The 26174-nt window shown below is 71.9% G+C and carries 24 protein-coding genes; 10 read left to right on the forward strand and 14 right to left on the reverse strand.

Translation table 11 applies throughout. The features are described from left to right. Positions 1 to 5 precede the first annotated feature (5 nt). Positions 6 to 2351, reverse strand: coding sequence for a malto-oligosyltrehalose synthase (gene treY / locus SGA01_RS09445; RefSeq protein ID WP_141295204.1), 2346 nt, complete (start codon positions 2349 to 2351; stop codon positions 6 to 8). A gap of 90 nt (positions 2352 to 2441) precedes the next feature. Between treY and SGA01_RS09450 the strand changes: the two genes are divergently transcribed. Next, complete coding sequence (locus SGA01_RS09450) at positions 2442 to 3680, forward strand: MFS transporter (protein WP_141295379.1); 1239 nt, start codon at positions 2442 to 2444, stop codon at positions 3678 to 3680. Here SGA01_RS09450 and glgX read toward each other — a convergent pair. Then, complete coding sequence (glgX, locus tag SGA01_RS09455; RefSeq protein ID WP_141295208.1) at positions 3649 to 5769, reverse strand: glycogen debranching protein GlgX; 2121 nt, start codon at positions 5767 to 5769, stop codon at positions 3649 to 3651. The genes SGA01_RS09450 and glgX overlap by 32 nt on opposite strands. Positions 5770 to 5958: 189 nt before the next feature. Here glgX and SGA01_RS09460 point away from each other — a divergent pair, with 189 nt between their 5' ends. The 4 genes from SGA01_RS09460 (at position 5959) to SGA01_RS09475 (ending at position 10411) form a co-directional block, all read left to right on the forward strand. Beyond that, positions 5959 to 6798, forward strand: coding sequence for a Tat pathway signal sequence domain protein (locus SGA01_RS09460; protein WP_174867240.1), 840 nt, complete (start codon positions 5959 to 5961; stop codon positions 6796 to 6798). 56 nt (positions 6799 to 6854) lie between these two features. Continuing rightward, positions 6855 to 8180: a copper amine oxidase gene (locus SGA01_RS09465; RefSeq protein ID WP_141295214.1), complete on the forward strand. Its 1326-nt coding sequence runs from the start codon at positions 6855 to 6857 to the stop codon at positions 8178 to 8180. Positions 8181 to 8293: 113 nt separating this feature from the next. After that, a complete protein-coding gene (locus SGA01_RS09470; protein ID WP_141295216.1) occupies positions 8294 to 9598 on the forward strand; it encodes a DUF5919 domain-containing protein in 1305 nt (434 codons plus the stop codon). A gap of 87 nt (positions 9599 to 9685) precedes the next feature. Continuing rightward, positions 9686 to 10411 (forward strand): 3'-5' exonuclease, encoded by a 726-nt coding sequence (locus SGA01_RS09475; RefSeq protein WP_055640813.1) that lies wholly within the window; start codon positions 9686 to 9688, stop codon positions 10409 to 10411. Here SGA01_RS09475 and SGA01_RS09480 read toward each other — a convergent pair. Next, positions 10408 to 11238: an alpha/beta fold hydrolase gene (locus tag SGA01_RS09480; RefSeq protein ID WP_141295219.1), complete on the reverse strand. Its 831-nt coding sequence runs from the start codon at positions 11236 to 11238 to the stop codon at positions 10408 to 10410. The genes SGA01_RS09475 and SGA01_RS09480 overlap by 4 nt on opposite strands. 57 nt (positions 11239 to 11295) lie before the next feature. Next, positions 11296 to 12153 carry a phosphotransferase enzyme family protein gene (locus SGA01_RS09485; protein WP_141295222.1) on the reverse strand — a complete coding sequence of 286 codons (858 nt, stop codon included), beginning with the start codon at positions 12151 to 12153 and terminating at the stop codon, positions 11296 to 11298. A gap of 136 nt (positions 12154 to 12289) precedes the next feature. On the opposite strand from SGA01_RS09485, the gene SGA01_RS09490 reads away from it, so the two are divergent. From SGA01_RS09490 to SGA01_RS09510, 5 genes are all read left to right on the forward strand, one after another. Then, positions 12290 to 13234 (forward strand): carbohydrate ABC transporter permease, encoded by a 945-nt coding sequence (locus tag SGA01_RS09490; protein ID WP_141295225.1) that lies wholly within the window; start codon positions 12290 to 12292, stop codon positions 13232 to 13234. Next, complete coding sequence (locus tag SGA01_RS09495; RefSeq protein WP_141295228.1) at positions 13231 to 14073, forward strand: carbohydrate ABC transporter permease; 843 nt, start codon at positions 13231 to 13233, stop codon at positions 14071 to 14073. The genes SGA01_RS09490 and SGA01_RS09495 overlap by 4 nt, the downstream gene beginning before the upstream one ends. Then, positions 14070 to 15362 (forward strand): extracellular solute-binding protein, encoded by a 1293-nt coding sequence (locus SGA01_RS09500; protein ID WP_141295231.1) that lies wholly within the window; start codon positions 14070 to 14072, stop codon positions 15360 to 15362. The genes SGA01_RS09495 and SGA01_RS09500 overlap by 4 nt, the downstream gene beginning before the upstream one ends. A gap of 142 nt (positions 15363 to 15504) precedes the next feature. Beyond that, complete coding sequence (locus SGA01_RS09505; RefSeq protein ID WP_141295234.1) at positions 15505 to 16059, forward strand: DUF1697 domain-containing protein; 555 nt, start codon at positions 15505 to 15507, stop codon at positions 16057 to 16059. A gap of 77 nt (positions 16060 to 16136) precedes the next feature. Further along, on the forward strand, positions 16137 to 16787 hold the full coding sequence (locus SGA01_RS09510) for a mycothiol-dependent nitroreductase Rv2466c family protein (protein WP_141295237.1): 651 nt from the start codon (positions 16137 to 16139) through the stop codon (positions 16785 to 16787). Positions 16788 to 16844: 57 nt separating this feature from the next. Here the strand turns inward: SGA01_RS09510 and SGA01_RS09515 are convergent, their stop codons facing one another. The 10 genes from SGA01_RS09515 to SGA01_RS09565 all read right to left on the reverse strand — a co-directional run bounded on the left by SGA01_RS09515 (position 16845) and on the right by SGA01_RS09565 (position 26117). Then, positions 16845 to 17591 (reverse strand): sirohydrochlorin chelatase, encoded by a 747-nt coding sequence (locus tag SGA01_RS09515; RefSeq protein ID WP_141295240.1) that lies wholly within the window; start codon positions 17589 to 17591, stop codon positions 16845 to 16847. A gap of 8 nt (positions 17592 to 17599) precedes the next feature. Beyond that, positions 17600 to 18502: an ABC transporter permease gene (locus tag SGA01_RS09520; RefSeq protein WP_141295242.1), complete on the reverse strand. Its 903-nt coding sequence runs from the start codon at positions 18500 to 18502 to the stop codon at positions 17600 to 17602. Next, a complete protein-coding gene (locus SGA01_RS09525) occupies positions 18489 to 19283 on the reverse strand; it encodes an ABC transporter ATP-binding protein (RefSeq protein WP_055640804.1) in 795 nt (264 codons plus the stop codon). Before SGA01_RS09525 ends, SGA01_RS09520 begins: the two co-directional genes overlap by 14 nt. Positions 19284 to 19317: 34 nt before the next feature. Next, the gene (locus SGA01_RS09530; protein ID WP_141295245.1) at positions 19318 to 20424 is read right to left on the reverse strand and encodes an aliphatic sulfonate ABC transporter substrate-binding protein; all 1107 of its coding nucleotides are present in this window, start codon (positions 20422 to 20424) and stop codon (positions 19318 to 19320) included. 205 nt (positions 20425 to 20629) lie between these two features. After that, positions 20630 to 21979 (reverse strand): sulfate adenylyltransferase subunit 1, encoded by a 1350-nt coding sequence (locus SGA01_RS09540; protein ID WP_141295248.1) that lies wholly within the window; start codon positions 21977 to 21979, stop codon positions 20630 to 20632. Positions 21980 to 21981: 2 nt separating this feature from the next. After that, the gene (gene cysD / locus SGA01_RS09545; RefSeq protein ID WP_141295251.1) at positions 21982 to 22917 is read right to left on the reverse strand and encodes a sulfate adenylyltransferase subunit CysD; all 936 of its coding nucleotides are present in this window, start codon (positions 22915 to 22917) and stop codon (positions 21982 to 21984) included. Further along, the gene (cysC, locus tag SGA01_RS09550) at positions 22914 to 23504 is read right to left on the reverse strand and encodes an adenylyl-sulfate kinase (protein ID WP_055640800.1); all 591 of its coding nucleotides are present in this window, start codon (positions 23502 to 23504) and stop codon (positions 22914 to 22916) included. Before cysC ends, cysD begins: the two co-directional genes overlap by 4 nt. Next, positions 23504 to 24247, reverse strand: coding sequence for a phosphoadenylyl-sulfate reductase (locus SGA01_RS09555; RefSeq protein ID WP_141295253.1), 744 nt, complete (start codon positions 24245 to 24247; stop codon positions 23504 to 23506). Before SGA01_RS09555 ends, cysC begins: the two co-directional genes overlap by 1 nt. Further along, positions 24244 to 24423 (reverse strand): hypothetical protein, encoded by a 180-nt coding sequence (locus SGA01_RS09560; protein ID WP_055640798.1) that lies wholly within the window; start codon positions 24421 to 24423, stop codon positions 24244 to 24246. The genes SGA01_RS09555 and SGA01_RS09560 overlap by 4 nt, the downstream gene beginning before the upstream one ends. Further along, a complete protein-coding gene (locus SGA01_RS09565) occupies positions 24420 to 26117 on the reverse strand; it encodes a nitrite/sulfite reductase (protein ID WP_141295255.1) in 1698 nt (565 codons plus the stop codon). The genes SGA01_RS09560 and SGA01_RS09565 overlap by 4 nt, the downstream gene beginning before the upstream one ends. Positions 26118 to 26174 lie beyond the last annotated feature (57 nt).

Raw genomic sequence — 26174 nt, forward strand, 5'->3', positions numbered from 1 at the left:
AGCGCTCAGTCGCCCAACCGGGCGAGCAGCGCCACCGGCCGGTCCGCGAAGAGCTCCGCGAGCTTGAGCTCCGTCGCCGGACCGCCCGTGAACTCCCGTACGCCGTCGAGGAGATCGGCCCAGCGGCCGTCCGGCAGGACCAGCTCCGTGTCCTGCCAGCCGCCCGCCTCCGCGAGCCGCAGGGAGAGCCGGGTCACGGCCGTCACCACCGCGCCGGAACGGGCGAACGCCAGGCAGTGTGCCGCGGCGGGGCCGCTCGCCGTCAGCGGTGCGTACCCCCCGCCCGGGCCGAAGGCCTCCGGGCGCTCCCTGCGCAGCCCCAGCGCCGCCCGGACCAGGACCGTCCGGTCGTCGTCCGGGCCCGTCACGAACGGGGCCCGGTTGTCCGGGTCGACGAGCGCCCGGTACTCCCGCTCCGTGTTCTGGTACAGCTCCGGCACGCCCGGCATCGTCAGCTGCACGAGCGCCGCGCCCAGCGCGTGGGCCCGGATGTGCGGTTCGAGGGCGAAGGCCGCCTCCGAGGCCGACCGCAGCGGGATCCGGCCGGGCCCAGCCGCCGTGAACTCGGCCACCGCCCGCTCGTACGCCACGTCCGGCTCGGTCCAGCTCGTCCGGAGTCCCGCCTCCCGCACGGACTTGAGCACCGCGGGGCCGAGCCGCTCCGCGTCCGGCTCGCCGAAGCCGAAGGCCGTCTGCCAGGCCGTCCAGGCCAGGTGCGGATCGGGCGCCGGGACCCCCGAGACCTCCGTCAGGAGCGACGCCCACACCTCCGGGCACTGGGCGAGCACCGCGATCGCGGCCCGCACGTCCGCACTGCGCTTGGTGTCGTGCGTGGACAGCACGGTCCCGGTGGCCGGCCAGTCCCGGGCGATCCGCAGGCAGTACGCGTGGAACTCGTCGACCGACACCGCCGGGCGCCCCGCGTCCCCGCCCACCTCGTTCGCCGAGAGCAACGGCGTGTACCGGTAGAAGGCCGTGTCCTCCACGGACTTGGCCCGCAGCGCCGAGGACGTCTGCGCGAACCGCGCCCGGAACGCCCGGTGTTCCGGACCGTCGCCCAGTGAACCGAGCGCCAGCCCCCGTACGAGGTCGACGGCCGAGGCCTCCTCCGGTACGGCGAACGCGGCCTGCGCGCCCCGCGCCGCCGCCGGGGTCAGCACCTCCTCGCCGCCCGTCCGGTAGGTGCGGTAGACCGGCACCCGGACGAGCAGCTCCCGGACCGCCGTCCGCACGGCCCAGGGCGCGTGGTCCCGCAGCGAGGGGTCGGCCGCGCAGATCCGCTCCGCGAGCCGGGTCAGCACGGCCGTCTCGGCGGCCAGGTCGTGCGTCACCACCTCGTACGCGGCGCGCCGAGCGGTCGCCTCCCACCGGCCGCCACGGTCCCCGGCGGCGCCCGTGAACTCCCGGTACACATCAGCCAGTTCATCGGCGCCGACCGGGTCCGTGAGGACTCCCTCGACCTGTCGCAGCGCGTCGTAACCGGTGGTCCCCGCGACCGGCCAGTCGGCGGGCAGGGGCTCCGTCCCCGTGAGGATCTTCTCGACCACCGTCCAGCAGCGCCCGTCGGTCGCCGCCGCCAGGTCCTCCAGATATCCCTGCGGGTCGGCGAGCCCGTCCGGGTGGTCGATGCGCAGCCCCTCGACCACCCCGTCCGCCACCAGCTCCACGATCTTCGCGTGGGTCGCGGCGAACACCTCCGGGTCCTCCACCCGCACCCCGATGAGCTCCGAAATGGTGAAGAAGCGTCGGTAGTTGAGCTCGGTGCGGGCCAGTCGCCACCAGGCGAGGCGGTACCACTGGGCGTCGAGCAGCTCGTCGAGCGGCAGCCCCTCCGTGCCCGCCCGCAGCGGGAACTCCTGCCCGTCGAGGAGCAGCGCCCCGCCCGAGACCCGCAGCCGGTCCCGTACCTCGGGGAGCCGCGCGGGCAGCACCGGCAGCAGCAGCCGGCCGTCCCCGGCCGCCCAGTCGACGTCGAACCAGCGGGCGTACGGCGAGTCCGGACCCTCCTGGAGCACCGAGCGCAGCGCGTGGTTGTGCCGGGGGGAGGCCGCCATGTGGTTGGGGACCAGGTCCACGACCAGGCCGAGGCCGTGGGCCCGCGCGGTCGCCGCCAGGGCCCGCAGCCCCTCCTCGCCGCCCAGCTCGGCCCGTACGGACCGGTGGTCGGTGACGTCGTAGCCGTGGGTCGAGCCGGGCGCCGCCTCCAGGACGGGGGAGAGGTGGAGGTGCGAGACCCCGAGCCCGGCGAGGTGGGGCACGGCCCGCTCGGCGGCGGCGAAGGGGAACTCCGGCTGGAGCTGGAGCCGGTAGGTGGCGGTGGGGAGCGCGGAAGGGGCCGAGGAGGAGGTCATGCGAACGTACGTACCCCGCGCGAGGGCTTCTGTGTCATCGCCCTATGCACTCGTTCGTGTGCATCGCGTTACGGTCGCGTGATGCTCCGGATGTATCGCGACACGTTGTCCCTGCTCGGCCCGGCCCTGCCGGCGATCTCCTTCCTCGGGCGGCTGCCGACCGCCATGTGTCAGCTCGGCAGCCTTCTCCTGGTCGCCGAGACCAGCGGCTCGCTCGCCACGGCCGGGCTCGCCGGCGGCGCGCTCGCCGCCGGGCAGACCGTCGCGGGTCCGGTCATCGGCCGCCTCGCCGACCGGCACGGCCAGCGCGGAGTCGTCCTCGCCGCCTCCCTCGCCAACGCGGTCGCCGTCGCCGTCCTGGTCGCCGCCGCGCTCGCCCACGCGGCCACCGGCTGGCTGATGCTGGCCGGCGCGCTCGCCGGCGCCACCGTCCCCCAGATCGGGCCGCTCGCCCGGACCCGCGCCGTGGCCCTCGCCCGCCGTTCCGGGGGTCGCGACGAGCGGACCGTCGGCGCGATCCTCTCCTTCGAGGGCACCCTCGACGAGGTGTCCTTCGTCCTCGGTCCGGCCCTCGTCGGCCTCGCCGCCTCCCTCGCCCACCCCGCCGCCGCGCTCCTCATGGCCGCGCTCCTGCTCGCCGTCTGCGGCTCCGCCTTCGCCCTGCACCCCACCGCGGAGGCCACTGCGCCGGACCCGGGCCGGGCCACCCGTACGGACGCGGCCGAGCGGGCGCGGCTGCCCCGGTCCGCGTACGCGCTGCGCGGCACGATGGTCCTCCAGGGCGCGATGTTCGGCGCCTCCCAGGCCGGGATCACCGCGCTCACCGAGGAGCTCGGCGCGCCCGCCCAGGCGGGTCTCGTCTATGCGGCGATGGGCGTGATGAGCGCCGCCGTCGGCCTCTCCCTCGCCGCCCTGCCCGCGCGTATCGGGCTCACCACCCGCTGGCGCGCGGCCACTGTCGCGCTCGTGGTCCTCTCCGTGCCCCTGCTCTTCGTCGGCTCGCTCGGTGCGCTGTACGCGGTCGTGGTCGTCCTCGGCGCCGCCTACGCCCCTCATCTGATCACGGTCTTCGGGCTCACCGAGCAGACCGTGCCGGCCGCCCGGCTCGGCGAGTCCATGGCTTTCCTCACCAGCGGAATCGTCGCCGGCCAGGCCCTCGCCCTCGCCGTCTCCGGCCGCCTCGCCGAGAGCCACGGCGCCCCCGCCGCCTTCGGGGTGGCGGTGGGGGCGGCCGTGGCCTGCGCGGTGCTGTCCTGGTCGGTACGGGTGACGGCTCCCGTGATTCCGGTACGGGAGCTCAGGCCGGTCGGCGCAGAACGGTCAGGCTGAGCGGCGCCAGCGTCACCCGCTCGCCGCCCGCGAGCTCCGGCCCCTGCTGCGGCGGCATGCCCTCCGGGTCGGAGGTGTCCACCACCATCCGCCAGTAGCGGCCGTGGCTGTCCGGCACCACGAACTCCAGCTCCTTCGCGGAGGCGTTGAACATCAGCAGGAAGGAGTCGTCGGCGATCCGCTCGCCCTGAGTGCCCGGCTCCGAGATGGCGTTGCCATTGAGGAAGACCGTCAGCGCCTGGGCGTGCGCCGCCTGCCAGTCCCTCGACGTCATCTCCTCGCCCTCGGGCGTGAACCAGGCGATGTCGGTCAGCTCGTCGTGGGTGCCCTCCACCGGCCGCCCGTGGAAGAAGCGGCGCCGCCGGAAGACCGGATGCTCCCGCCGCAGCCGCACCATCGACCGGGTGAAGCGCAGGAGCGTGGCCTCCGCCTCGCTGTTCTCCTTCGGCCACCGCACCCAGGACACCTCGTTGTCCTGGCAGTAGGCGTTGTTGTTGCCGCCCTGCGTCCGCCCGAACTCGTCGCCGTGGCTCAGCATCGGCACGCCCTGCGAAAGCATCAGCGTGGCGAGGAAGTTGCGCATCTGGCGGGCGCGCAGCTCGGTGATCCCGACGTCCTCCGTCTCTCCTTCCTCGCCGCAGTTCCACGAGCGGTTGTAGTTCTCGCCGTCCCGATTGCCCTCACCGTTCGCCTCGTTGCGCTTCTCGTTGTACGAGACGAGGTCGCGCAGCGTGAAACCGTCGTGGCAGGTCACGAAGTTGACCGAGGCGAGGGGGCGGCGGCCGTCGTCCTGGTAGAGGTCGGACGAGCCCGTCAGGCGGGACGCGAACTCGGCGAGCGTGCGGGGCTCGCCCCGCCACAAGTCCCGTACGCAGTCGCGGTACTTGCCGTTCCACTCGGTCCACAGCGGCGGGAAGTTGCCCACCTGGTAGCCGCCCTCGCCGACGTCCCAGGGCTCGGCGATCAGCTTCACCTGGCTCACCACCGGGTCCTGCTGGACGAGGTCGAAGAACGAGGACAGCCGGTCCACCTCGTGGAACTGCCGGGCCAGGGTGGCCGCCAGGTCGAAGCGGAAGCCGTCCACGTGCATCTCGGTCACCCAGTACCGCAGGCTGTCCATGATGAGCTGGAGCACGTGCGGGGAGCGCATGAGCAGCGAGTTCCCCGTGCCGGTGGTGTCCATGTAGTAGCGGGGGTCGTCGGCTAGCCGGTAGTACGAGGGGTTGTCCAGGCCCCGCATGGAGAGCGTCGGGCCCAGGTGGTTGCCCTCGGCGGTGTGGTTGTAGACCACGTCGAGGATGACCTCGATGCCCGCCTTGTGCAGTGCCCGGACCGCCGACTTGAACTCCAGGACCTGCTGGCCCCGGTCGCCCCAGGACGCGTAGGCGTTGTGCGGGGCGAAGAAGCCGATCGTGTTGTAGCCCCAGTAGTTCGAGAGCCCGGCGTCCACGAGCCGGTGGTCGTTCACGAACTGGTGAACGGGCATCAGTTCCAGCGCGGTGACGCCGAGTTCCCTCAGATGGCCGATCACCGAGGGGTGCGCGAGCCCCGCGTACGTACCGCGCAGCTCCTCCGGAAGATCCGGGTGGAGCATCGTCAGGCCCTTCACATGGGCCTCGTAGATCACCGTGTGGTGGTACTCGGTGCGCGGGCGCCGGTCGTCGCCCCAGTCGAAGTACGGATTGACCACGACCGAGGTCATCGTGTCCGGGGCGGAGTCGAGGTCGTTGCGCGCGTCGGGCCGCCCGAACGGATAGCCGTACACCGCCTCGCCCCAGCGGACCCGGCCCGACACGGCCCGCGCGTAGGGGTCGAGGAGCAGCTTCGCCGCGTTGCAGCGGAGCCCGCGCTCGGGGGCGTACGGGCCGTGGACCCGGAACCCGTACCGCTGTCCCGGCATCACGCCCGGCAGATAGGCGTGCCGGACGAAGGCGTCCGTCTCGCGCAGCTCCACCGCCGTCTCCGAGCCGTCGTCATGGAGCAGACACAGCTCGATCCTGTGGGCGGCCTCCGAGAAGACCGCGAAGTTGGTTCCCGCTCCGTCATAGGTGGCGCCCAAGGGATACGCCTGTCCCGGCCAGACCTGCATGGATACGACTCTTCCTCTTCTGTCCGGGTTTAGGGGGTGTTCCTCGGCCAGATCCTGCCCGAAAGAGGCGCAACCTCCTAGGACTTCGCCCCGTCCTACCGGGTGACCGCACATCAAGAGGGGGATAGAGGGGGAAGTGTGTACGAAATAGCGCGCCGCCACCTGGGGAAGGTGGTGGCCGGAGCGGCCATGGCGGTGACGGGAACCGCCGTCGCGGTCGCGATCAGCCTGCCGGGGAGCGCGGGAGCGAACGGCGTCGCGGGATCCGCCGGCACGGCGGGAGTCGCCGGTACCGCGGGAACCGCCGGTACGTCGGCGGGGAACGGATCGGCCGGCGCGACCGGCCAGGGTCAGCCCGGGACCGCGGCCGACGGCGCGGCGGAGGCCGGCGCCCAGGCGGCCGGCTCCGCGCCGCCGCCCGCGACCGTGGCCCCGCCGGCGGCCGAGGGGCGGAAGGGCGTCGGAAGCGACCCGCTCACCGACGACGAGCTCACGAAGGCCGAGCAGCTGGCGCTGACCCCGCCGGCCTCCGCCGCCCAGGAGAACGTCGAGGGAGGCCGCGGCCCGCAGCACCTGGGCACCGTCCTCGCCGACCCGCTGCCGGGCGACGGCTCGCGCCGCGCCGAGGTCCGGTTCTACGACTACGCGCGGGACGAGCTCGTCACCCGCACCGTCAACCTCGGCACGGGGAAGATCGAGAGGTCCGCGGCGCAGCGCGGGGTCCAGCCCTCCGCCCACCCCGAGGAGCTCCGCGAGGCCCTGGAACTGATCCTCGCGAGCCCGCTCGGCAAGGGCGTCAAGGAGGACTACAAGGACGCCACGGGCAAGCAGCTCACCTCCACCGAGCAGCTGTGGTTCAACGGCGACGTCTACCGCCCCTACCGAGAGGCGAAGGTGCCCGCGCAGCTCAAGGAGTGCGGCAAGCACCGCTGCGTCCGCCTCGTCACCAAGGTCCTCAACGGGGCCTGGATCGACACCCGGAACATCATCGTCGACCTCTCCGCGAGGACCGTCACGCGCGTCGGCTGACCACCGCCGACGGTCCTCCCGTTCCACGACATCTCCGTACGAGGGAGTACGTTCCCATGTCCACCCAGCGAACCACGCGAACCCGCCGAAGGGGCGCAGCCCTGACCGCGGCCGTCCTGCTCGGCGCCGCCACGGCCGCCGCCGGACCCGCGACCGCCGCGCCCCGCGCGCCCGCCCCGCCGCCGACGGCCACGCCGCAACCGCCCGTCCAGCCCGCCTGCTCGGCCGCCTACCGCATCACGCAGAAGCTCGAAGGCGGCGCCGTCTGGAACATGTGCTGGCGCTACAACACCGACGCCGGGCTCACGCTCGACGGCGTCACCTACCAGGCGCCCGGCGCCGCGCCCGTCAAGGTCCTCACCAGCGCCCGGCTCGCCCAGATCCACGTGCCGTACGACGACGGCGTCGCCGAGTACGACGACCTCACCGGCGCCGGCTTCGGCTGGGGCCTGCAGAACCTCAAGGCCGCCGAGTGCCCCGGCGGCACCATCTCCACCGTCAAGGTGCCCGAGGTCGGCCAGGTCAAGGGGCTGTGCACCACGACCAGGGCGCGCGGCCACGCGTACCGCATGGCCGCGGACGGCGGCGACAAGGTCTACCAGGTGCAGGGCAAGGACCTGCTCGTCTACACCGTGAACAAGGTCGGCTGGTACGAGTACATCTCCGAGTGGCGTTTCTCCGCCGACGGCACCATCGGCGCCAACGTCGGGGCCACCGGCAGCCTTTCGCCCGTCGACTACAACGCGACCGACGGCCGCGGCTGGCCCATCGGCAAGGGCGCCCGCGCCTACGCCACCAGCCACGCCCACAACGTCTTCTGGAAGCTCGACTTCGGCCTCGACGGCTCCACCAAGGACCGGATCGAGCAGTTCGACTCCACCGTCACCGCGCCGCCCGCCACGGGCGGCGGACCGACCGTGAAGACGAAGCGCACCGTCGTCACCAAGGAACTCGCCGGCGACGCGAAGAACATGCGCTGGTGGCGGGTGGTCAGCGGCACCGGCAAGAACGCCGACGGCCACGCCCGTTCGTACGAGATCGTGCCCGGCCACACCAACACCCACGCCGGCCGTGGCTTCACCAAGCACGACGTGTACTTCACCCAGTCGCGGGCCTGCGAGCAGTTCGCGAGCAACAACATCGGCAACTGCGGGACCAACGCCGGTGACAGCGTGGACAAATGGGTCAACGGTGAGACCCTGACCAAGCCGTCGGTCTGGGTCAACATCGGGTTCCACCACATCGCCCGGGACGAGGACCAGCAGCCGATGCCGGTCCACTGGCAGGGCTTCCAGCTGGCGCCCCGGGACCTAACCGCTATGAATCCGCTCACTCCGGCCGATCTCGCCTCCCAGAACGGGCAGCCCGATCTGGGTAGTTGAGCAAGCAGCCTGACGATCCTGCTGCACCGCCTCCCGCTCGCGGAGTACCCTTCCTTGATCGTTGTCGGAATGGTCGAAGAAGCGGGCTTCCAGGAGCAGAAGGCGGTGCGCGGGTGAGCTCGGGAGGTCTGGAGCTGCCCCCAGGTGACGCGGGTCGCGAGGGGGGTCCGGCCGACCCCGCCGAGGCGCCGCCCGGAGCGGTGATCCCGCCCGGCGCGGCGATCCCGCCGGGGACGGTCGTGCCGCCCGGGACGGTCTCCGTCACCCGGCCGGTGGAGATCGGGGCCGAGCTCGACTGGGGCGCCGAGGCCTGGGGCGAGGTGCGCACCCGCGCCCAGCGCGCGGGGCGCGCCTACATCTGGCTCAACCTGGTCGAACAGCGCCTGCGGGCCGTGGTCGCGGCCGTCCTCCGGCCCGTGTACGAGCCCGTGCACGGCGAGGACTGGGTCGTGGCCGCGGCCGGCCCCGCCGGCCAGGAGTGGGTGCAGCGGGCGGTCGCCGTCCGCGAGGTCTCCCGGCGCAAGGGCTACCTCCTCGACCCGGCCGACGACAACGTCCTGAGCTTCCTCACGCTGCCGCAGCTGCGCGAGCTGATGGTGCAGCACTGGCCCTGCTTCGAGCCCTACTTCGACGACCGGCGCGAGGTCGAACTCGCCCTGGACGAGCTGGAGGTCACGCGCAATGTCGTCTCCCGCAACCGGGCGCTCTCGCTGACCGTGCTCGCCCAGTCCGAGCGGGCGTCGGCGCGGCTCCTGGAGATCCTCGGCAGCGGGGCGGGCGTGCCGTCCGCCGACCGGCTGCCCGTGGACGCGGTCGAGGACCTCGTCGGCGACCGGTACGCGGACGTGGTCTCCGTCCACCCCGACCGGGTGCGGCTCCAGCGGCAGCTGCCCGCCGAGGACCTGTTCGGCGGGGCCCGGCGCCTCGACGCCACCGGCATAGGCCTGAACCTCCTCGTGCAGAACTTCTCCGGCCGCCGCATGGTCCGGCTCGCGGAGTCCGGCTGCCGGACGCGGCTGCTCTTCCTCAACCCGGCGAGCAGCGCGGTCAAGCGGCGTGAGCGGGAACTCGGCCTCAAGAAGGGCGAGCTCAGCCGCTCCGTCGAGATGAACATCCTGCACATGCGGCGGGTGCGCTCGAAGCTGCGCGACCCGGGCGCCTTCCAGATCCACGTCTTCGACGAGACCCCCCGCTTCACCGCGTACCTGGTGGACGGCGACGGCCCGGACGGAGTGGGCGTCGTGCAGTCCTACCTGCGCAAGGCCCGCGGCATGGAGGCCCCGGTCCTCGTCCTGCGCGGCGGCGGCCGGAGTGTGGTCCGCCACGGCCAGCCGGGCGGTGACGGCGAACACGGACTTTTCGCGACATACCGGGAGGAGTTCGAGTCGGTGTGGCTCGACTCCCGCCCGGTCTCCTGACCGGTCCGGGACCGCCGCCGGAGGCGTTGTCAGTGGTGCGTGCGAGGGTGGTCACCACCACGGGGGAGATCACGTAAGGAGGACCCGATGGCCTGGCACGGCGACACGCTGGTCGGCTTCGACCTGGAGACGACCGGCACCGATCCGCTGGAGGCCCGTATCGTCACGGCCTCGATCATCGAGGTCGACGGCGGGGGAGACGTCGTACGACGACGGGACTGGCTCGCCGACCCCGGCATCCGCATCCCGGAGCAGGCCTCCGCGATCCACGGCATCAGCACCGAGCGCGCGGCGGCCGAGGGCCGGCCGGTGCGCGAGGTCGCCGACGAGATCGCGAAGACCCTCGCCGCTTACTGGGAGGACGGCGTCCCGATCGTGGCGTACAACGCCTCCTTCGACCTCACGCTCCTCTCCGCCGAGCTGCGCCGCCACGGGCTGCCCTCGCTGAGCGAGCGGCTCGGCGGCGTCGACATCGGCCCCGTCGTCGACCCCTACACGATCGACCGGGCCGTCGACCGCTACCGGCGCGGCAAGCGGACCCTGGAGGCGGTCTGCGGGGAGTACGGCGTGGTCCTCGAAGCCGCCCACCAGGCCGCCGCCGACGCGCTCGCCGCCGTCCGGGTCGCCGTCGCGATAGCCGAGCGGCACCGCCAGGTGGCCGAACTGCACCCGGCCGAGCTGCACGAGCGGCAGATCTCCTGGTACCGCGTCTGGGCCGAGGACTTCCAGGCCTTCCTGCGCCGCAAGGGAGACCCGGAAGCGGTCGTCGAATCCACCTGGCCCCTGCGCCCGGCGGTCCTGGCGGCCGGCTAGGAGTTCTCCTTGAAGAAGGAGAGCAGCAGCTCGTTGACCCTCTCCGGCTGGTCCAGCTGGAGCCAGTGACCCGCCTCCTCGACGCGCTCGTAGCGCCAGGACCCGGCGACGTACTCGCTCGTGCCCGACATCGAGCGCTCCGTGAGGAAGCGGTCGCCCGTCGACCAGACGCCCATCACCGGGATCGACTCCGCCAGCGGCGACAGCACCGGATCGGGTCCGAACTGCACCTCCGGCGGCAGGCCCGAGCGGTAGATGTCCAGCGCCGCCGTCAGCGCGCCCGGCGCGCGCAGCGGTTCGAGGACGGCCTCCGCGTCCGGGTGCTCGGCGAGCATCTCGCGGAAGTTGGCCCAGTCGTCCCGCACGAGCCACTCCTCGGCCACCCCGGCCAGCTGGAACAGCACCATGTACCAGGACAGCTGCCGCTGCTCCCAGCCCGCCGCCCGGATCGCACCGAGGTGCCCCACCGACAGCAGGCTCAGGCTCCGCACCCGGTCCGGCGCGAACTGCGCGAGCCCCTGGGCGATGCCCGAGCCCCAGTCGTGGCCGACCAGATGGACCCGGTCGAGCTCCAGCCGGGCGAGCAGTTCGAGAAGGTCGCGGACGTGCTTGCCCGGGTGGTACGCCTCCGGACCGCCCTCGGGCCGGTCCGAGCCGCCGAAGCCCCGCAGGGTGGGCACGACACAGGAGAAGCCGGCCGCGGTCAGCGCCGGGACCTGATGCCGCCAGAGGTCATGGCTGTCAGGGAAGCCGTGCACCAGGAGGACGGCCGGGCCTTCGCCGGTCACCTGGACGTCGAGCGTCACCTCGGAAAGTTCCACACGCATCGCAACACCCCGTTCCACAGCAGGAATCCGGGCCGGTCACCCGGCCCGGACATGATGTCAGAACGGGTACCAGCGGACCTCCGGGTCACCGTCCCGCAGCGAGCGCACCCGCCGCTCGAATTCGGCCAGCGCCTTCGGGTTCGCCGGCGCGTGCTGGGCCACCCACGCGCAGCTCGCGGTCTCCCGCGCGCCCCGCAGCACGGCGCACCCCTCCCACTCCCGGACGTCCCAGCCGTACGCCTCCGTGAAGGCCTCGTAGGCCGCCGGGTCGAGCCCGTAGCGGTCCCGGGAGAGCGCGAGCACCACGAGGTCGTGCTCGCGCAGGTCGGAGGAGAAGGTCTCCAGGTCCATCAGGACCGGGCCTTCGGGGCCGACGAGCACGTTCCTGGGGAGGGCGTCGCCGTGGATCGGACCCGGCGCCAGACGCGGGGTGAGCGCGGCGGCCGCCGGGGCGAAGGCGTCGCGACGCTCCCGGAGGAAGGCCGCGTCCGCCGGGTCGATCGCCTCGCCCGCGAGCCGCAGCCACCGCTCGACCCCGCCGAGCAGCTCACGCCGGGGGAGCGTGAACCCCACCGGCTCGGGCAGGGCGTGCACGGCCCGCAGCAGCGGGGCCAGATCACGGGGCTCCGCGGGCCGGACCGGATCGGGCAGCCGGTGCCAGAAGGTGACCGGGTGCCCCTCGACGAGCCGCGGCTTCTCCTCGGCGGCCCGCGGAGCCGGCACCCCCGCCTCGGCGAGCCAGCCGGCCAGCGCCATCTCCCGCTCGGCCCGCTCGAACAGCTCGGCGTCCCTGCCGACCTTCACCACCAGGTCGCCCACGGCGAGGACCGCGTTCTCCCCGAGCGCCAGCAACCGCGCCTCCGCGACCGGCAGCCCCGCCGCCGCCAGGATCTCCCGCGCCCGCGCCTCGTCCATCGACCACTCCCTACCTGTGCGTTTGAGCCAAAGTCTCGCATCCGTCCAGGTCGCCGCGCTGGTCGCCTTGACGGCTTTACGGCCCGTCAGGACCATGACGGGGTTCCTCACCGGCGGCAGACGGGGGATCGGATCGATGAGCTCGGCGACCGCGACGAAGCGGCCGGGCGGGACGCGGACACCGCGGACCGTCCGCTCGGCACGACCCCGGGGGCCCGACTTCGGCGCCTGGTTCCTGGTGCTCCCGGCGCTCCTGCCGATCCTCGTCCTCAGCGTCGGCCCGCTCCTCTACGGCATCGCGCTCGCCTTCACCGACGCCCAGTCGGGCCGCACCCAGGCCACCAGCTGGGTCGGCACCCTCAACTTCCAGGACCTGCTGCACGACACCCTCTTCTGGGACTCCTTCCGCATCGGCCTGGTCTGGGCCGTCGGTGTCACCGTCCCCCAGTTCCTGCTGGCCCTCGGCCTCGCCCTCCTCCTCAACGAGAAGCTCCGCTTCCGCTGGCTGGCGAGGGCCCTCGCGATCGTCCCCTGGGCGATGCCCGAGGTCGTCGTCGGCATCATGTGGCGGCTCGTCTACAACCCCGACGCGGGCGTCCTCAACGAGACCCTCCGCGACCTCGGCCTCGGCCAGGGCCACGACTGGCTCTCCGGCCTCGCCACCGCCCTGCCCGCCGTGATCGTCGTCGGCGTCTGGGCCGGCATGCCGCAGACCACCGTCGCCCTGCTCGCCGGACTCCAGAACACCCCGCGCGAACTCCACGAGGCCGCCGCCCTCGACGGCGCCGGCGCCTGGCGCCGCTTCCGCACCGTCACCTGGCCCGCGCTGAGACCCGTGGCCCTCGCCATCACCGCGCTCAACCTCATCTGGAACTTCAACTCCTTCGCCCTGGTCTACGTCCTGACCAGCGGCGGACCGGGCGGCCGCACCCGGCTCCCCATGCTCTTCGCCTACGAAGAGGCCTTCCGGTACGGACAGTTCGGCTACGCCGCCGCGATGGGCTGCGTGATGGTCGCCGCCGTGTCGGTGCTCATCGCCCTCTCCCTCGTACGCCGGCTGAAAGGGGACCAGGACCGGTGAGCGCCCTCCGGACGAGCAGACCCGCGCGGATCGGCCAGTACCTCGCCCTCCTCGCCTACCTGGTCTTCCTCGCCTTCCCCTTCCTCTGGCTGGTCTCCACCGCCTTCAAGCCCGCCCCCGAGCTGGCCTCGCTCCACCCCACCTGGATCCCGGAGGAGCCGACCCTCGCCAACTTCCGGCAGGCCTTCGACGAGCAGCCGCTGCTCCGGGCGGCCGGGAACAGCCTGGTCGCCGCGCTCGCCGCGGCCCTGATCGCGGTCGTCGTCGCGACCCCGCTCGCCTATGTCACCGCCCGCCACCGGGGCCGGCTCGCGACGGCGGCCACCGGCTGGGTCGTGATCAGCCAGGCCTTCCCCTTCGTGCTGGTGATCATCCCGCTCTTCCTGGTCCTCAAGAACCTGCACCTGATCAACAGCGTCCTCGGCCTCGTCATGGTCTACGTGGTGTGGTCGCTGCCCTTCGCGCTCTGGATGCTCATGGGGTACGTCAGGGCCGTGCCGGCCGAGCTGGAGGAGGCCGCGGCCGTCGACGGCGCCGGCCGGCTCCGTACCCTCGTCTCCGTCACCGCCCCGCTGCTCGTCCCCGGCATCGTCGCCACCGCCCTCTTCGCCTTCGTCACCGCCTGGAACGAGTTCTTCTTCGCGCTCGTCCTGCTCAAGACCCCCGAGAAGCAGACCCTGCCGGTCGTCCTCACCCACTTCCTCGGCGCCGAGGGAGTCGCCGACCTCGGCCCGCTGGCCGCCGCGGCCTTCCTCGCCACCCTGCCCTCCCTCGTCGTCTTCGGCGTCCTCCAACGCCGGATCGCCGGCGGCATGCTGGCCGGGGCGGTGAAGTCATGAGACGCCTTCTGACCTGCGCCGCCGCGCTCGCCCTGCTCCTCACCGGCTGCGCCGGCGGCGACGAGCGCCCCGACGACGGCGTCGTCCGGCTCCGCTTCCAGTCCCTCGCCTGGCAGAAGGAGTCCGTCGACGCCAACAAGCAGCTCGTGGCGGAGTGGAACGCCGCCCACCCGAAGGTCCAGGTCGACTACGTCCAGGGCAGCTGGGACTCCGTCCACGACCAGCTCCTCACCTCCTTCGAGGGCGGCGAGGCGCCGGACATCATCCACGACGCCTCCGACGACCTGGCCGACTTCGCCTACGGCGGCGACCTCGCCGATCTGCGCCCGCTCCTGTCCGAGCGGCTGCGCGCCGACATCCCCGCCCGCAGCTGGGAGACCACCACCTTCGGCGAGGGCATCCACGGCATCCCGTTCCTCCAGGAACCCCGCATGATCATCGCCAACCGGAAGATCCTGGAGTCCTCCGGCGTCCGTGTCCCCACCCCCGGGAAGCCCTGGACCTGGACCGAGTTCCGGCAGATCGCCCGGGACCTCACCACCGCCATGGGCCCCGGCCGGTACGCGGTCGCCTGGCCGCTCAAGGAGCCCGTCTCCGTCAGCCTCAACCTCGGCGTCTCGACCGGCGGCGGCCTGTTCCACCGCGGCGCGGACGGCCGGGTCACCGTCGACTTCGCCGAGGCCGACGCCGTCGTCCCCGGCACCGTCCACGACCAGGTGGTCACCGACCGGACCGCCCCGCGCACGACCCTCGGCAGCGGCGGCTCCGACACCCTGCCCGGCTTCTTCGCCGGCAAGTACGCCATGGTCCCGCTGGGCTTCGCCTACCGGCAGCAGATCGCCCAGCAGGCGCCCAAGGGCTTCGACTGGACGGTGCTGCCCGCCCCCGCAGGGAGCGAGGGGCTCGCCCAGGGCGTCTCCCCGCAGACCCTGTCGATCGCCGAGGACAGCCCGTACAAGAAGGAGGCGATGGAGTTCCTCGACTTCTTCCTGCGGCCGGCGAACATGGTGCGGCTCGCCCGTGGCGACTGGATGCTGCCCACCGGCACGGCGGCGCTCGCCGACCCGTCCCTGCGCACCGCCCGCGACGGCTGGGCCGTCGGAGCGGAGGTGGCCGAGCGGCTGCGGCCCGCCCCCGCCCAGGGGGTGCGCGGCTATCCGGAATGGAAGGACAAGGTGGCGACACCGGCCTTCCAGGAGTACTACAGCGGGGCCATCGACGGCGCCGAGCTCCGCAGACGACTGGTGGAGGACGGCAATCGGGTGCTCGCCCGCTATCAACGCAAATGATGGATTCGTCATTACGAAACCTTGTTGAATAAGTCACAGATGGGTGAAGGGTCTTCTCCCGGATCGCTCCCATCCGCGAGTGTTCGAACCGGCCACCGTGCCGCCCCCCACGAGGCGCGGTGGCCGCCCTAAGGTGAACCCCATGGCGAAGACATACGCGGCCCTGCTCCGCGGCATCAACGTGAGCGGACACCGCAAGGTCCCCATGGCGGAGCTCCGTTCCGTCCTCGAAGACCTCGGCCACCGGGACGTCCGCACCTACCTCCAGAGCGGGAACGCCGTCTTCACCACGGACTCGACCGCCTCCGACGCCGAGCTCACCACCGCGCTCGAGGACGCCATCGAGCAACGCTTCGGCTTCCGCGTCGACTGCCTCGTCCGCGACGGCGCCTACCTCGCGGCCGTCGCCGAGGCCTGCCCCTTCCCGGCCGCCGAGCTGGAGGGCAAGCAACTCCACGCGATCTACTACTCCGGACCCGCCGAGCCCGAACGCTTCGCCGCGATCGACCGGGAGGCGTACCTCCCGGAGGAGTTCGCCCTCGGCGACCGCGTGCTCTACCTCTACGTCCCCGAGGGCCTCGGCCGCTCCAAGCTGGGCGACGTGGTGACCCGCCCGTCGGTGGTGAAGGGGCTCGTGGCCACGGCCCGGAACTGGAACACCGTCGTCAAGCTCGTCGAGATGACCCACGAGGACTGACAGAGGTTAAGTGGCCCAGCCGAAGGGCCGCCCATTGGCCCAGGGCGACGGGCCACCCGCTGACTAGATTCGGTCGTATGACGAGCACGAGCGTGAGCACGAGCACCGAGACCGCCACCGAGCCCCGCACCACCGTCGACTTCTACTTCGACCCCGCCTGCCCCTTCGCCTGGATCACCTCCCGCTGGATCCTGGAGGTCGAAAGCCACCGGCCGATCGACCTCCGCTTCAAGGTCATGAGCCTGTACTTCCACAACGAGGGCAACACCCTGCCCGACTGGTACCGCGAGCTCGTCGACGCCTCGATCGGCCCGGTCCGCGTGGCGGCGGCCGCCGCCGAGCAGCACGGCGAGGAGATCCTGCGCCCGCTGTACACCGCTTACGGCACCCGCATCCACGAGAAGAAGCAGAAGGACTTCGACGCCGTGATCGCCGAGTCCCTCACCGAACTCGGCCTGCCGCCCGAACTCGCCGCCGCCGCCCACGACCCGGCGTACGACGAGACCGTCCGCCGCAGCCACGACGCGGGCAAGGACCCCGACGCCGGGGCGTACGTCGGTACGCCGACGATCCACGTCGACGGCACGGTCTGGTTCGGCCCGGTCCTCCGGGCGATCCCGCGCGGCGAGAAGGCCGCCGAACTCTTCGACAGCTTCCGCGTCCTGGCCGCCCACCCCGACCTCTTCGAACTGAAGAGGACCCGCACGGGCGGGCTCGACTTCGGCTAGGCAGGACAGACGTACGGGAGAACGCGGAAACGTCCGGCGCGGTTCCGGCGGCAGGGGTCAGACGGCCGCGGCCACGCGGTCCGTCGCGCGCGCCGTCGCGCCGTCGTACCGCTCCACGAGCAGCGCGGCCAGTTCGGGCGACGGGCCCAGGACGTCCGCCAGGACGTCCGCCTCGGCCGCGCCCGCCGCGATGCGGTCCGGGAGGCGGCCGGGGGCGATCACGTACGGGGCGACGGCGACCCGGCGGACACCCGGGTCGGTACGGACGAGCCGTACGGCCTCTTCCGTGCGCGGGAGAGATGCGGAGGCGAACGCGGGCCGCACGGAGCACCAACCGGTGCGCCGCAGCTCCCGCGCCGTTTCTGCGATCACCGCGATCGCCTCCGGGTCGGTGGAGCCCGCCGAGGCCAGGACGACCCCGGTCGCGCTCTTGTCGCCGGGGGTGAGCCCGGCCTCGTACAGCCGCCGCTCCACCGCCGCGATCAGCAGCGGCGAGGGGCCGAGGACCTCCGCCTGGCGGATGCTCAGGGACGGAGGCGCCTGGCGCAGGACGGCGGGGATGTCGGCCTTCGCGTGGAAGGCGCGGGTGAGGAGGAGGGGGAGGGCCACCACGTCCCGTACCCCGTCGGCGGCGAGCCGGTCGAGCACGCCCGGCACCGACGGCAGGTTGAAGTCCAGGAACGCCGTCTCCACGCGCAGCCCCGGCCGCAGCGCGCCGGCCCGGCGCACGAGCGCCTGGACGGTCGCCGCGTGCCGCGGGTCGCGGCTGCCGTGGGCGATGACGAGGAGGACAGGCCTGTTCATGGTGCGACTCAGCTCTTCGTGAGCAGGCCACGGCGGCGCAGGACCGCACGCTCCAGCGGGCTGAAGATCAGCAGGTCGATGGCGATGCCGACGATCAGGATCAGGATGATCGCCAGGAAGATGCCCGCCATGTCGATGTTGTTGCGGCCGTTCTCCAGGAGCTGGCCGAGGCCGAGGCCCAGGTCGGGCGAGGAGGCGATGATCTCCGCGGCCATCAGCGAGCGCCACGAGAACGCCCAGCCCTGCTTGAGACCGGCGAGGTAGCCGGGCAGCGCGGCCGGCATCACGATGTGCCAGGCGCCCTTGAGCCCGGTCGCGCCGAGCGTCTGGCCGGCCCGCAGGTAGAGCGGCGGGACCTGGTCGACGCCCGCGACGAGGCCGTTGGCGATCGACGGGACGGCGCCGAGCAGGATGACCGCGAACATCATGCTGTCGTTCAGGCCGAGCCAGAGCACGGCCGGTGCCACCCAGGCCACCGAGGGCAGCGACTGGAGACCGGAGAGGATGGGGCCGATCGCCGCGCGCACGAACTTCACCCGGGAGACCAGCAGTCCCAGCGGGGTGCCGATGGCGAGCGCCATGAGGAAGCCGAGCAGGGCCCGGGACACGCTGGTCCACAGGACTTCGAGGAGCGTGCCCTCCAGCCACATCGTGGTCAGGCTGTCCCAGACCGCGGACGGGGCGGGGAGCTTGTACTCGTCGGTGACCTTGCCCCAGACCAGCAGCTGCCACACGACCAGGATCAGCGCGACCGCGATGACCGGCGGGAACACCTTCTTGAGGAGGACCTCACGGACCGGGGTCCGCCGGATCTGCACGCTGTCCAGGGCGTCCAGACCGGCTTCCAGGCCGGCGAGGTCGTCGGCCTTCCCCCTGCTCGGGGCCTTAGGAGTGGTGTCAGTGCTGGCCATGACGGCGGATCTCCCCACGCAGGTGCTCGGTGATCTCGAGGGACAGTTCCGCGACGTCGGAGTCCTCGATGCGGCGCGGCTGCGGGATGTCGATCTTCCACTCGTGGGCGATCCGGCCGGGCCGGGACGAGAGGAGGACGACGCGCTCGGCCAGCCGCACGGCCTCGCGGACGTTGTGGGTGACGAAGAGCACCGACACGTTCGTCTCCCGCCAGATCCGGGTCAGCTCGTCGTGCAGCACGTCCCGGGTGATGGCGTCGAGCGCGGCGAACGGCTCGTCCATGAGGAGCAGGTCGCTGTCCTGGGCGAGCGCGCGCGCCAGGGCGACCCGCTGGCGCATGCCGCCGGACAGCTCGTGGACCCGCTTGCCGTACGAGCCGCCGAGCCGCACGAGGTCGAGCAGCCGCTCGGCCTCCTCGCGCCGCTCGGCCTTGGGCACCCCGCGCAGTCGCAGGGCCAGTTCGATGTTCTTGCCCGCGGTGAGCCACGGGAAGAGGGCGTGCTCCTGGAACATCAGGGCCGGCCGGCCGCCGGGGGTCTCGATGGACCCCGCGGACGGCCGGTCGAGCCCGGCGACCAGGTTGAGCAGCGTGGACTTGCCGCAGCCCGAGGCACCCAGGAGGGTGACGAACTCGCCGGGAGCGACATCGAGCGAGATGTCGTCGAGGACGAGCTGTCCGCCGGCGGGTCCGCCGAAGGACTTGGAGACATGCTCGATACGGGCGGCATGCGTCACCGCCGTGCGGTCCTCGGCCTTGGCGAGCGTCGCGGTCGTGGCCATGGTCGTCACCTCCTGGGTATGAGCTGCGGGCTGGTTACTTCGCGCCGAGACCGGCGTCGGAGACCTCGGGCTGCCCCGCGGCCTTCAGGACCTTGTTGAGCGGCTTCAGGTCGTAGATCCCGGCGAGCTCGGGCTTCTTCAGGAGACCGGCCTTCACCGCGTGGTCGGCCTGCGACTGGAGGGTGGCCGCCAGCGGGTCGTTGGTGAACTGGATGGACGGCCACGCGGCGTCGATCACCTTGTCGCCCAGCGCCTTGCCCGAGAGGCCCTTCAGCTTGGCGTTGGCCGAGGCCTTCGCCTTGTCCGGGTTGGCGTTGATCCACTCGTTGGTCTTCACCGCGCCGCGCAGGAAGGCCTCGACGACGTCCGGGTGGGCCTTGAGGAACTTCTGCGACACGATGATGTTCGTGATGACGAACTTCTTGTTCGGCCACAGGTCGGACTCGTCGAGCAGGACCTTCGCCCCGTCGCTGACCAGCTTCGATGCGGTCGGCTCCGGCACCCAGGCACCGTCGATGGCGCCGGAGGCGTAGGCGTTCGGGGTCACCTTGTTGTCCGTGCGGACCACGGAGACGTCGCCCTTGCCGCTCTGGGCGTCGACCTTCCAGCCCTTCTCGGAGATCCAGTTGAGGAAGGCCACGTCCTGCGTGTTGCCGAGCTGCGGCGTGGCGATCTTCTTGCCCTTGAGGTCGTCCAGGGTCTTGATCTTCGCCGGGTTCACCACGAGCTTCACGCCGCCGGAGGCCGAGCCGCCGATGATGCGGAGGTTGGTGCCCTTGGTCTTGACGTAGCCGTTGATGGACGGCGAGGGGCCGATGAAGCCGATGTCGATCGAGTCGGCGTTCAGCGCCTCGATCTCGGAGGGGCCGGCGTTGAAGGTGGTGGGCACCAGCTTCGTGCCGCCCAGCTCCTTCTGGAGGATGCCCTCCTGGTCGCCCACCAGCGCGGTGGCGTGCGTGAGGTTGGGGAAGTACCCGAGCCGTACGGTGTCGGCGGAGAGCTTCTCGCCCTCGGCGGCCACCTTCTTCTCGTCGTTCTTGGCGTCGGAGCCGTAGCCGCAGGAGGCGAGAGCGCCGATCAGCAGCGGCAGGGCGGCGGCGGCCAGGCCGCGGCGCAGGGTGGTACGGGTGGTGGCAGGCACGGGAAGTGTTCCCCTCGATGTCAACTTCTGCGAAGTCTGCGTTTATGTCGTTCGGGGTGGATCGGGTGGAGCCGCGTCGCACCGCTCGCGCGGTGCGTGGAGGTCGGCGCGCAACATCGCGCAACACCTCCCTGGCCCGTGCCGAGGGTGCCGCCGCCCACGCGTCCACCCTCCTTGGCGAAGGTGGCGTAGATGTCCTGGAACATCAGAAGTCCCACCCCTCCTCGTCCTCGACGACCGCGACGGCCTTGGTGGTGGCGAAGGACTCGCCCGCCATGCCCGCCGCGAGCGTGGTGCCGTCCGCCGGGTCGATCAGCAGGAAGGAACCGGTACGGCGCGAGTCCGCGTACGCGTCGAGCGCGAGCGGCTCGGCCGTGCGCACGACGACCCGGCCGATGTCGTTGGCGACCAGCTGCCCGGGGTTCGGGTGCTGGGAGAGATCGTCCAGGGTCAGCCGCGAGGGGATCTCCTTGACGATGGCCTTGACCGTGCGGGTCGTGTGCTTGAGCAGCACCCGCTGACCCACGGCGAGCGGCTGGTCGGCCACGTGGCAGACCGTCGCCTCGACGTCCTGGCTGGTCGCCGGGGCGTCACCGACCGGGGCGAGCAGGTCGCCGCGCGAGATGTCGATGTCGTCGGCGAGCCGGATCGTGACCGACTGCGGGGCCCAGGCGATGTCCACGGACTCGCCGAGCGCGTCGATCCCGCTGATCGTGGAGGTCCTGCCCGACGGCAGGACGGTGATCTGCTCGCCGACGCGGAAGGCGCCCGCCGCGATCTGACCGGCGTAGCCCCGGTAGTCGGGGTGCTCGGCGGTCTGCGGGCGGATCACGTACTGGACCGGGAAGCGCGCGTGGCAGGCCGTCAGGTCGTGGCTGACCGGGACGGTCTCCAGGTGCTCCAGGACGGTCGGGCCGCCGTACCAGTCCATGTTCGCGGAGGGCTCCACGACGTTGTCGCCGGCGAGCGCCGAGATCGGGATCGCGGTGATCTCCGGGACGCCCAGCTCGGAGGCGTACGTCGTGAACTCCTCGGCGATCGCGGCGAAGACGGGCTCCCGGTAGTCGACCAGGTCCATCTTGTTCACGGCCAGGACCACGTGCGGGACGCGGAGCAGCGCGGCGACGGCGGCGTGCCGGCGGGTCTGCTCGACCACGCCGTTGCGGGCATCGACCAGGACGACGGCCAGCTCGGCGGTGGAGGCGCCGGTGACCATGTTCCGGGTGTACTGCACGTGGCCGGGGGTGTCCGCGAGGATGAAGCGGCGGCGGGCGGTGGCGAAGTAGCGGTAGGCCACGTCGATCGTGATGCCCTGCTCGCGCTCGGCCCGCAGTCCGTCGGTGAGGAGCGCGAGGTCGGGCGCCTCCTGGCCGCGCTTGATGGACGCGGCCTCGACGGCCTCCAGCTGGTCGGTGAGGACCGACTTGGAGTCGTGCAGGAGACGGCCCACGAGCGTGGACTTGCCGTCGTCGACGGAGCCGGCCGTGGCGAAGCGCAGCAGGGTGGTCGCCGAGACGTCGGCGAACTCGGCGAACTGTTCGGTCGTGTTCGTCATGGCTAGAAGTACCCTTCGCGCTTGCGGTCTTCCATCGCGGCCTCGGACATCTTGTCGTCGGCGCGGGTCGCGCCCCGCTCGGTGAGGCGGGAGGCGGCGATCTCGGCGATGACGGCGTCGAGCGTGGTGGCGTCGGAGTCGACGGCACCGGTGCAGGACATGTCACCGACGGTGCGGTAGCGGATGAGCCGCTTCTCGACCGTCTCGGTGTCCTTGGGGCCGCCCCACTCGCCGGCGGTCAGCCACATGCCGCTGCGCGCGAAGACCTCGCGCTCGTGCGCGAAGTAGATCTCCGGCAGCTCGATGCCCTCGCGGGCGATGTACTGCCAGACGTCCAGCTCGGTCCAGTTGGAGAGCGGGAAGACCCGGACGTGCTCGCCGGGCGCGTGGCGGCCGTTGTAGAGCTGCCACAGCTCGGGGCGCTGGCGGCGCGGGTCCCACTGGGAGAACTCGTCGCGCAGCGAGAACACCCGCTCCTTGGCGCGGGCCTTCTCCTCGTCGCGGCGGCCGCCGCCGAAGACCGCGTCGAAGCGGTGCTGCTGGATCGCCTCGGTCAGCGGGACGGTCTGCAGCGGGTTGCGGGTGCCGTCCGGGCGCTCGCGCAGCTTGCCCGCGTCGATGTACTCCTGCACGGAGGCGACGTGCAGTCGCAGCCCGTGCTCGGCCACGACCCGGTCGCGGTAGGCGAGGACCTCGGGGAAGTTGTGCCCGGTGTCGACGTGCAGCAGCGTGAAGGGGACCGGCGCCGGGGCGAAGGCCTTCAGCGCCAGGTGCAGCATGACGATGGAGTCCTTGCCGCCGGAGAAGAGGATCACCGGCCGCTCGAACTCGCCCGCCACCTCGCGGAAGATGTGGACGGCCTCCGACTCCAGGGAGTCGAGGTGCGACAGCGCGAACGGGCTGTCGGTCGTCTCGTGGACGTTGACGACGGTGGTCACAGCAGACCCCTCTCGGTGAGCAGCGCGTGGAGCTGCGCCGCGGACTCCTGCACGGTCTGGTTCTGGGACTCGATCCGGAGATCGGGCGTCTCGGGGGCCTCGTACGGGTCGTCGACGCCGGTCAGGCCGCTGATCTCGCCGGCGGCCTGCTTGGCGTAGAGGCCCTTGACGTCGCGGACCGAGCAGACCTCGACGGGGGTGGCCACGTGCACCTCGACGAAGGCGGTGCCCTCGGCGGCGTGGCGCTTGCGGACCGCCTCGCGGCTGTCGGCGTACGGGGCGATGACCGGCACCAGGACCTGCACGCCGTGCGAGGCGAGCAGCTCGGCGACGAAGCCGATGCGCTGCACGTTGGTGTGCCGGTCCTCGCGGGTGAAGCCGAGGCCCGCGGAGAGGAACTCGCGGATCTCGTCGCCGTCGAGGATCTCGACGCGGTGGCCTTCCTCGCGGAGGCGGCCGGCCAGCTCGTACGCGATGGTGGTCTTTCCGGCGCTCGGCAGGCCGGTGAGCCAGATGGTGGCACCGGTCACGTGGTTCTCCTGGGAGGTGTGGGAGATCTCGGGGGAGGTCTGAGGGGTGGGGGTCATCAGCCGTGCAGCCCGCACTCGGTCTTGGTGCGGCCCGCCCAGCGTCCGGCGCGGGCGTCCTCGCCCTCCAGTACGCGACGGGTGCAGGGGGAGCAGCCGACGGAGGCGTAACCGTCCATCAGGAGCGGGTTGGTGAGGACACCGTGCTCCATGACGTACGCGTCGACGTCGTCCTGCGTCCAGCGGGCGATGGGGGAGACCTTGACCTTCCGCCGCTTCTCGTCCCAGCCGACGACCGGGGTGTTCGCCCGGGTCGGGGACTCGTCGCGGCGCAGGCCGGTGGCCCAGGCGCTGTACGCGGTCAGGCCCTCCTCCAGCGGCTTGACCTTGCGCAGCGCGCAGCACAGGTCGGGGTCGCGGTCGTGCAGCTTCGCGCCGTGCTCGGCGTCCTGCTCGGCCACGGTCTGACGCGGGGTCAGGGTGATGACGTTGACGTCCATGACGGCGTCGACGGCGTCCCGGGTGCCGATGGTCTCCTCGAAGTGGTAGCCCGTGTCGAGGAAGACGACGTCCACGCCGGGCCGGACCCGCGAGGCGAGATGGGCGACGACGGCGTCCTCCATGGAGGACGTGACGCAGAAGCGCGCTCCGAAGGTGTCTACGGCCCACCGGAGGATCTCCAGGGGCGAGGCGTCCTCCAGGTCGCGGCCGGCCTGCTCGGCGAGTGCCTTGAGGTCGGCCGCGGTGTCGGCGGCGTCGGCAGTGTCGTCCTGGCTGCCTTCTTCGTGCTGAGTGACCGTCATATCTCTTCCCTCCCAGGGGTGGTGCCCGAAGCGCCCGGGGCGAGCAGCCCCAGGAACTTCAACTGGAAGGCCCGGCTGCACGCGGCGCATTCCCAGGCGCCATGACCCTGCTCGTTCGGACGCAGGTCCTCGTCCCCGCAGTAGGGGCAGTGGAACGGTGCGGCTCGCTCGCTCATGAGAGGGATTCCTCCGAGGCGCGGGCCGTCCAGGTCGCGAAGCGCTCGCCGTCCTCGCGCTCCGCCTGGAAGCGCTTGAGGACCCGCTCCACGTAGTCCGGGAGCTCGGCGGCGGTGACCTTCAGGCCGCGGACCTTGCGGCCGAAGCCGGCCTCAAGGCCGAGCGCGCCGCCCAGGTGCACCTGGTAGCCCTCGACGCGGTTGCCCTCGTCGTCCAGCACCAGCTGGCCCTTGAGACCGATGTCCGCGACCTGGATACGGGCGCAGGCGTTCGGGCAGCCGTTGATGTTGATCGTCAGCGGCTCGTCGAACTCCGGGATGCGGCGCTCCAGTTCGTCGATGAGCGAGGAGCCGCGGCCCTTCGTCTCGACGATCGCGAGCTTGCAGAACTCGATGCCGGTGCAGGCCATCGTGCCGCGCCGGAACGGCGAGGGGGTGACCCGCAGGTCCAGCGCCTCCAGGGCGGAGACGATGCCGTCGACCTGCGACTCCTCGATGTCGAGGACGAGCATCTTCTGCTCGGCGGTCGTACGGACCCGGCCGGAGCCGTGCGTCTCGGCGATCTCGGCGATCTTCGTCAGGGTGGCGCCGTCGACCCGGCCGACGCGCGGCGCGAAACCGACGTAGAACCGGCCGTCGTTCTGGCGGTGGACGCCGACGTGGTCACGCCACTGGCCGGCAGGCTGCTCGGGGGCGGGGCCGTCCGTCAGCTTGCGCTTCAGGTACTCGTCCTCCAGGACCTGGCGGAACTTCTCCGGGCCCCAGTCGGCGACGAGGAACTTCAGACGGGCGCGGTTGCGCAGCCGGCGGTAGCCGTAGTCGCGGAAGATCGAGATGACGCCCTCGTACACGTCCGGGACCTCGTCGAGCGAGACCCAGGTGCCGAGCCGGACGCCGAGCTTCGGGTTGGTGGAGAGGCCGCCGCCGACCCACACGTCGAAGCCGGGGCCGTGCTCGGGGTGACGCACGCCGACGAACGCGATGTCGTTGATCTCGTGCGCCACGTCGAGCAGCGGCGAGCCGGAGATCGCGGACTTGAACTTGCGGGGCAGGTTGGAGAAGTCCTTGTTGCCCACGATCCGCCGGTAGATCTCGTCGATGGCGGGCGTGCCGTCGATGATCTCGTCCTCGGCGATCCCGGCCACGGGCGAGCCGAGGACGACACGCGGGGTGTCGCCGCAGGCCTCGGTGGTCGACAGGCCGACCGCCTCCAGGCGGTTCCAGATCTCGGGGACGTCCTCGATGCGGATCCAGTGGTACTGGACGTTCTGCCGGTCGGTGATGTCGGCGGTGCCGCGGGCGAACTCCTCGGAGATCTCGCCGATCACCCGGAGCTGCTGCGTGGTCAGCCGGCCGCCGTCGATGCGCACCCGGAGCATGAAGTACTCGTCGTCCAGCTCCTCCGGCTCCAGGACGCCCGTCTTGGTGCCGTCCAGACCCTGCTTGCGCTGGGTGTAGAGGCCCCACCAGCGCATGCGGCCGCGCAGGTCGTTGGGGTCGATGGAGTCGAAACCGCGCTTCGAGTAGACCGTCTCAATGCGTGTCCGCACATTGAGACCGTCGTCGTCCTTCTTGAACTGCTCATTGCCGTTCAGCGGGGTGAAGTGCCCCACGGCCCACTGACCCTCGCCACGGTGGCGCCCGGTCTTGCGGCGGGCGGCGGCGGGTGTGGGGTTTTCCGGGGTGGCGGCCATGGCGTTTTGTCCTTCGGGACTGCGAGAGGGCGGCTCTGACCTGCACACTCGCGCTGA

Origin of the sequence: Streptomyces gardneri (assembly GCF_006539185.1) — a bacterium.
Classification (GTDB): domain Bacteria; phylum Actinomycetota; class Actinomycetes; order Streptomycetales; family Streptomycetaceae; genus Streptomyces; species Streptomyces gardneri.

Bases quoted from the DNA above. Each gene is read 5' to 3' on its own strand.
- SGA01_RS09505 (WP_141295234.1), top strand. From the start codon at position 15,505: ATGGCGAAGACATACGCGGCCCTGCTCCGCGGCATCAACGTGAGCGGA.
- cysC (WP_055640800.1), bottom strand. From the start codon at position 23,504: ATGACCCCCACCCCTCAGACCTCCCCCGAGATCTCCCACACCTCCCAG.
- treY (WP_141295204.1), bottom strand. From the start codon at position 2,351: ATGACCTCCTCCTCGGCCCCTTCCGCGCTCCCCACCGCCACCTACCGG.
- SGA01_RS09555 (WP_141295253.1), bottom strand. From the start codon at position 24,247: ATGACGGTCACTCAGCACGAAGAAGGCAGCCAGGACGACACTGCCGAC.
- SGA01_RS09490 (WP_141295225.1), top strand. From the start codon at position 12,290: ATGAGCTCGGCGACCGCGACGAAGCGGCCGGGCGGGACGCGGACACCG.
- SGA01_RS09465 (WP_141295214.1), top strand. From the start codon at position 6,855: ATGTCCACCCAGCGAACCACGCGAACCCGCCGAAGGGGCGCAGCCCTG.
- SGA01_RS09485 (WP_141295222.1), bottom strand. From the start codon at position 12,153: ATGGACGAGGCGCGGGCGCGGGAGATCCTGGCGGCGGCGGGGCTGCCG.
- SGA01_RS09540 (WP_141295248.1), bottom strand. From the start codon at position 21,979: ATGACGAACACGACCGAACAGTTCGCCGAGTTCGCCGACGTCTCGGCG.
- SGA01_RS09480 (WP_141295219.1), bottom strand. From the start codon at position 11,238: ATGCGTGTGGAACTTTCCGAGGTGACGCTCGACGTCCAGGTGACCGGC.
- SGA01_RS09510 (WP_141295237.1), top strand. From the start codon at position 16,137: ATGACGAGCACGAGCGTGAGCACGAGCACCGAGACCGCCACCGAGCCC.
- SGA01_RS09560 (WP_055640798.1), bottom strand. From the start codon at position 24,423: ATGAGCGAGCGAGCCGCACCGTTCCACTGCCCCTACTGCGGGGACGAG.
- SGA01_RS09565 (WP_141295255.1), bottom strand. From the start codon at position 26,117: ATGGCCGCCACCCCGGAAAACCCCACACCCGCCGCCGCCCGCCGCAAG.
- SGA01_RS09450 (WP_141295379.1), top strand. From the start codon at position 2,442: ATGTATCGCGACACGTTGTCCCTGCTCGGCCCGGCCCTGCCGGCGATC.
- SGA01_RS09515 (WP_141295240.1), bottom strand. From the start codon at position 17,591: ATGAACAGGCCTGTCCTCCTCGTCATCGCCCACGGCAGCCGCGACCCG.
- SGA01_RS09475 (WP_055640813.1), top strand. From the start codon at position 9,686: ATGGCCTGGCACGGCGACACGCTGGTCGGCTTCGACCTGGAGACGACC.
- SGA01_RS09500 (WP_141295231.1), top strand. From the start codon at position 14,070: ATGAGACGCCTTCTGACCTGCGCCGCCGCGCTCGCCCTGCTCCTCACC.
- SGA01_RS09525 (WP_055640804.1), bottom strand. From the start codon at position 19,283: ATGGCCACGACCGCGACGCTCGCCAAGGCCGAGGACCGCACGGCGGTG.
- glgX (WP_141295208.1), bottom strand. From the start codon at position 5,769: ATGCAGGTCTGGCCGGGACAGGCGTATCCCTTGGGCGCCACCTATGAC.
- SGA01_RS09460 (WP_174867240.1), top strand. From the start codon at position 5,959: ATGGCGGTGACGGGAACCGCCGTCGCGGTCGCGATCAGCCTGCCGGGG.
- SGA01_RS09520 (WP_141295242.1), bottom strand. From the start codon at position 18,502: ATGGCCAGCACTGACACCACTCCTAAGGCCCCGAGCAGGGGGAAGGCC.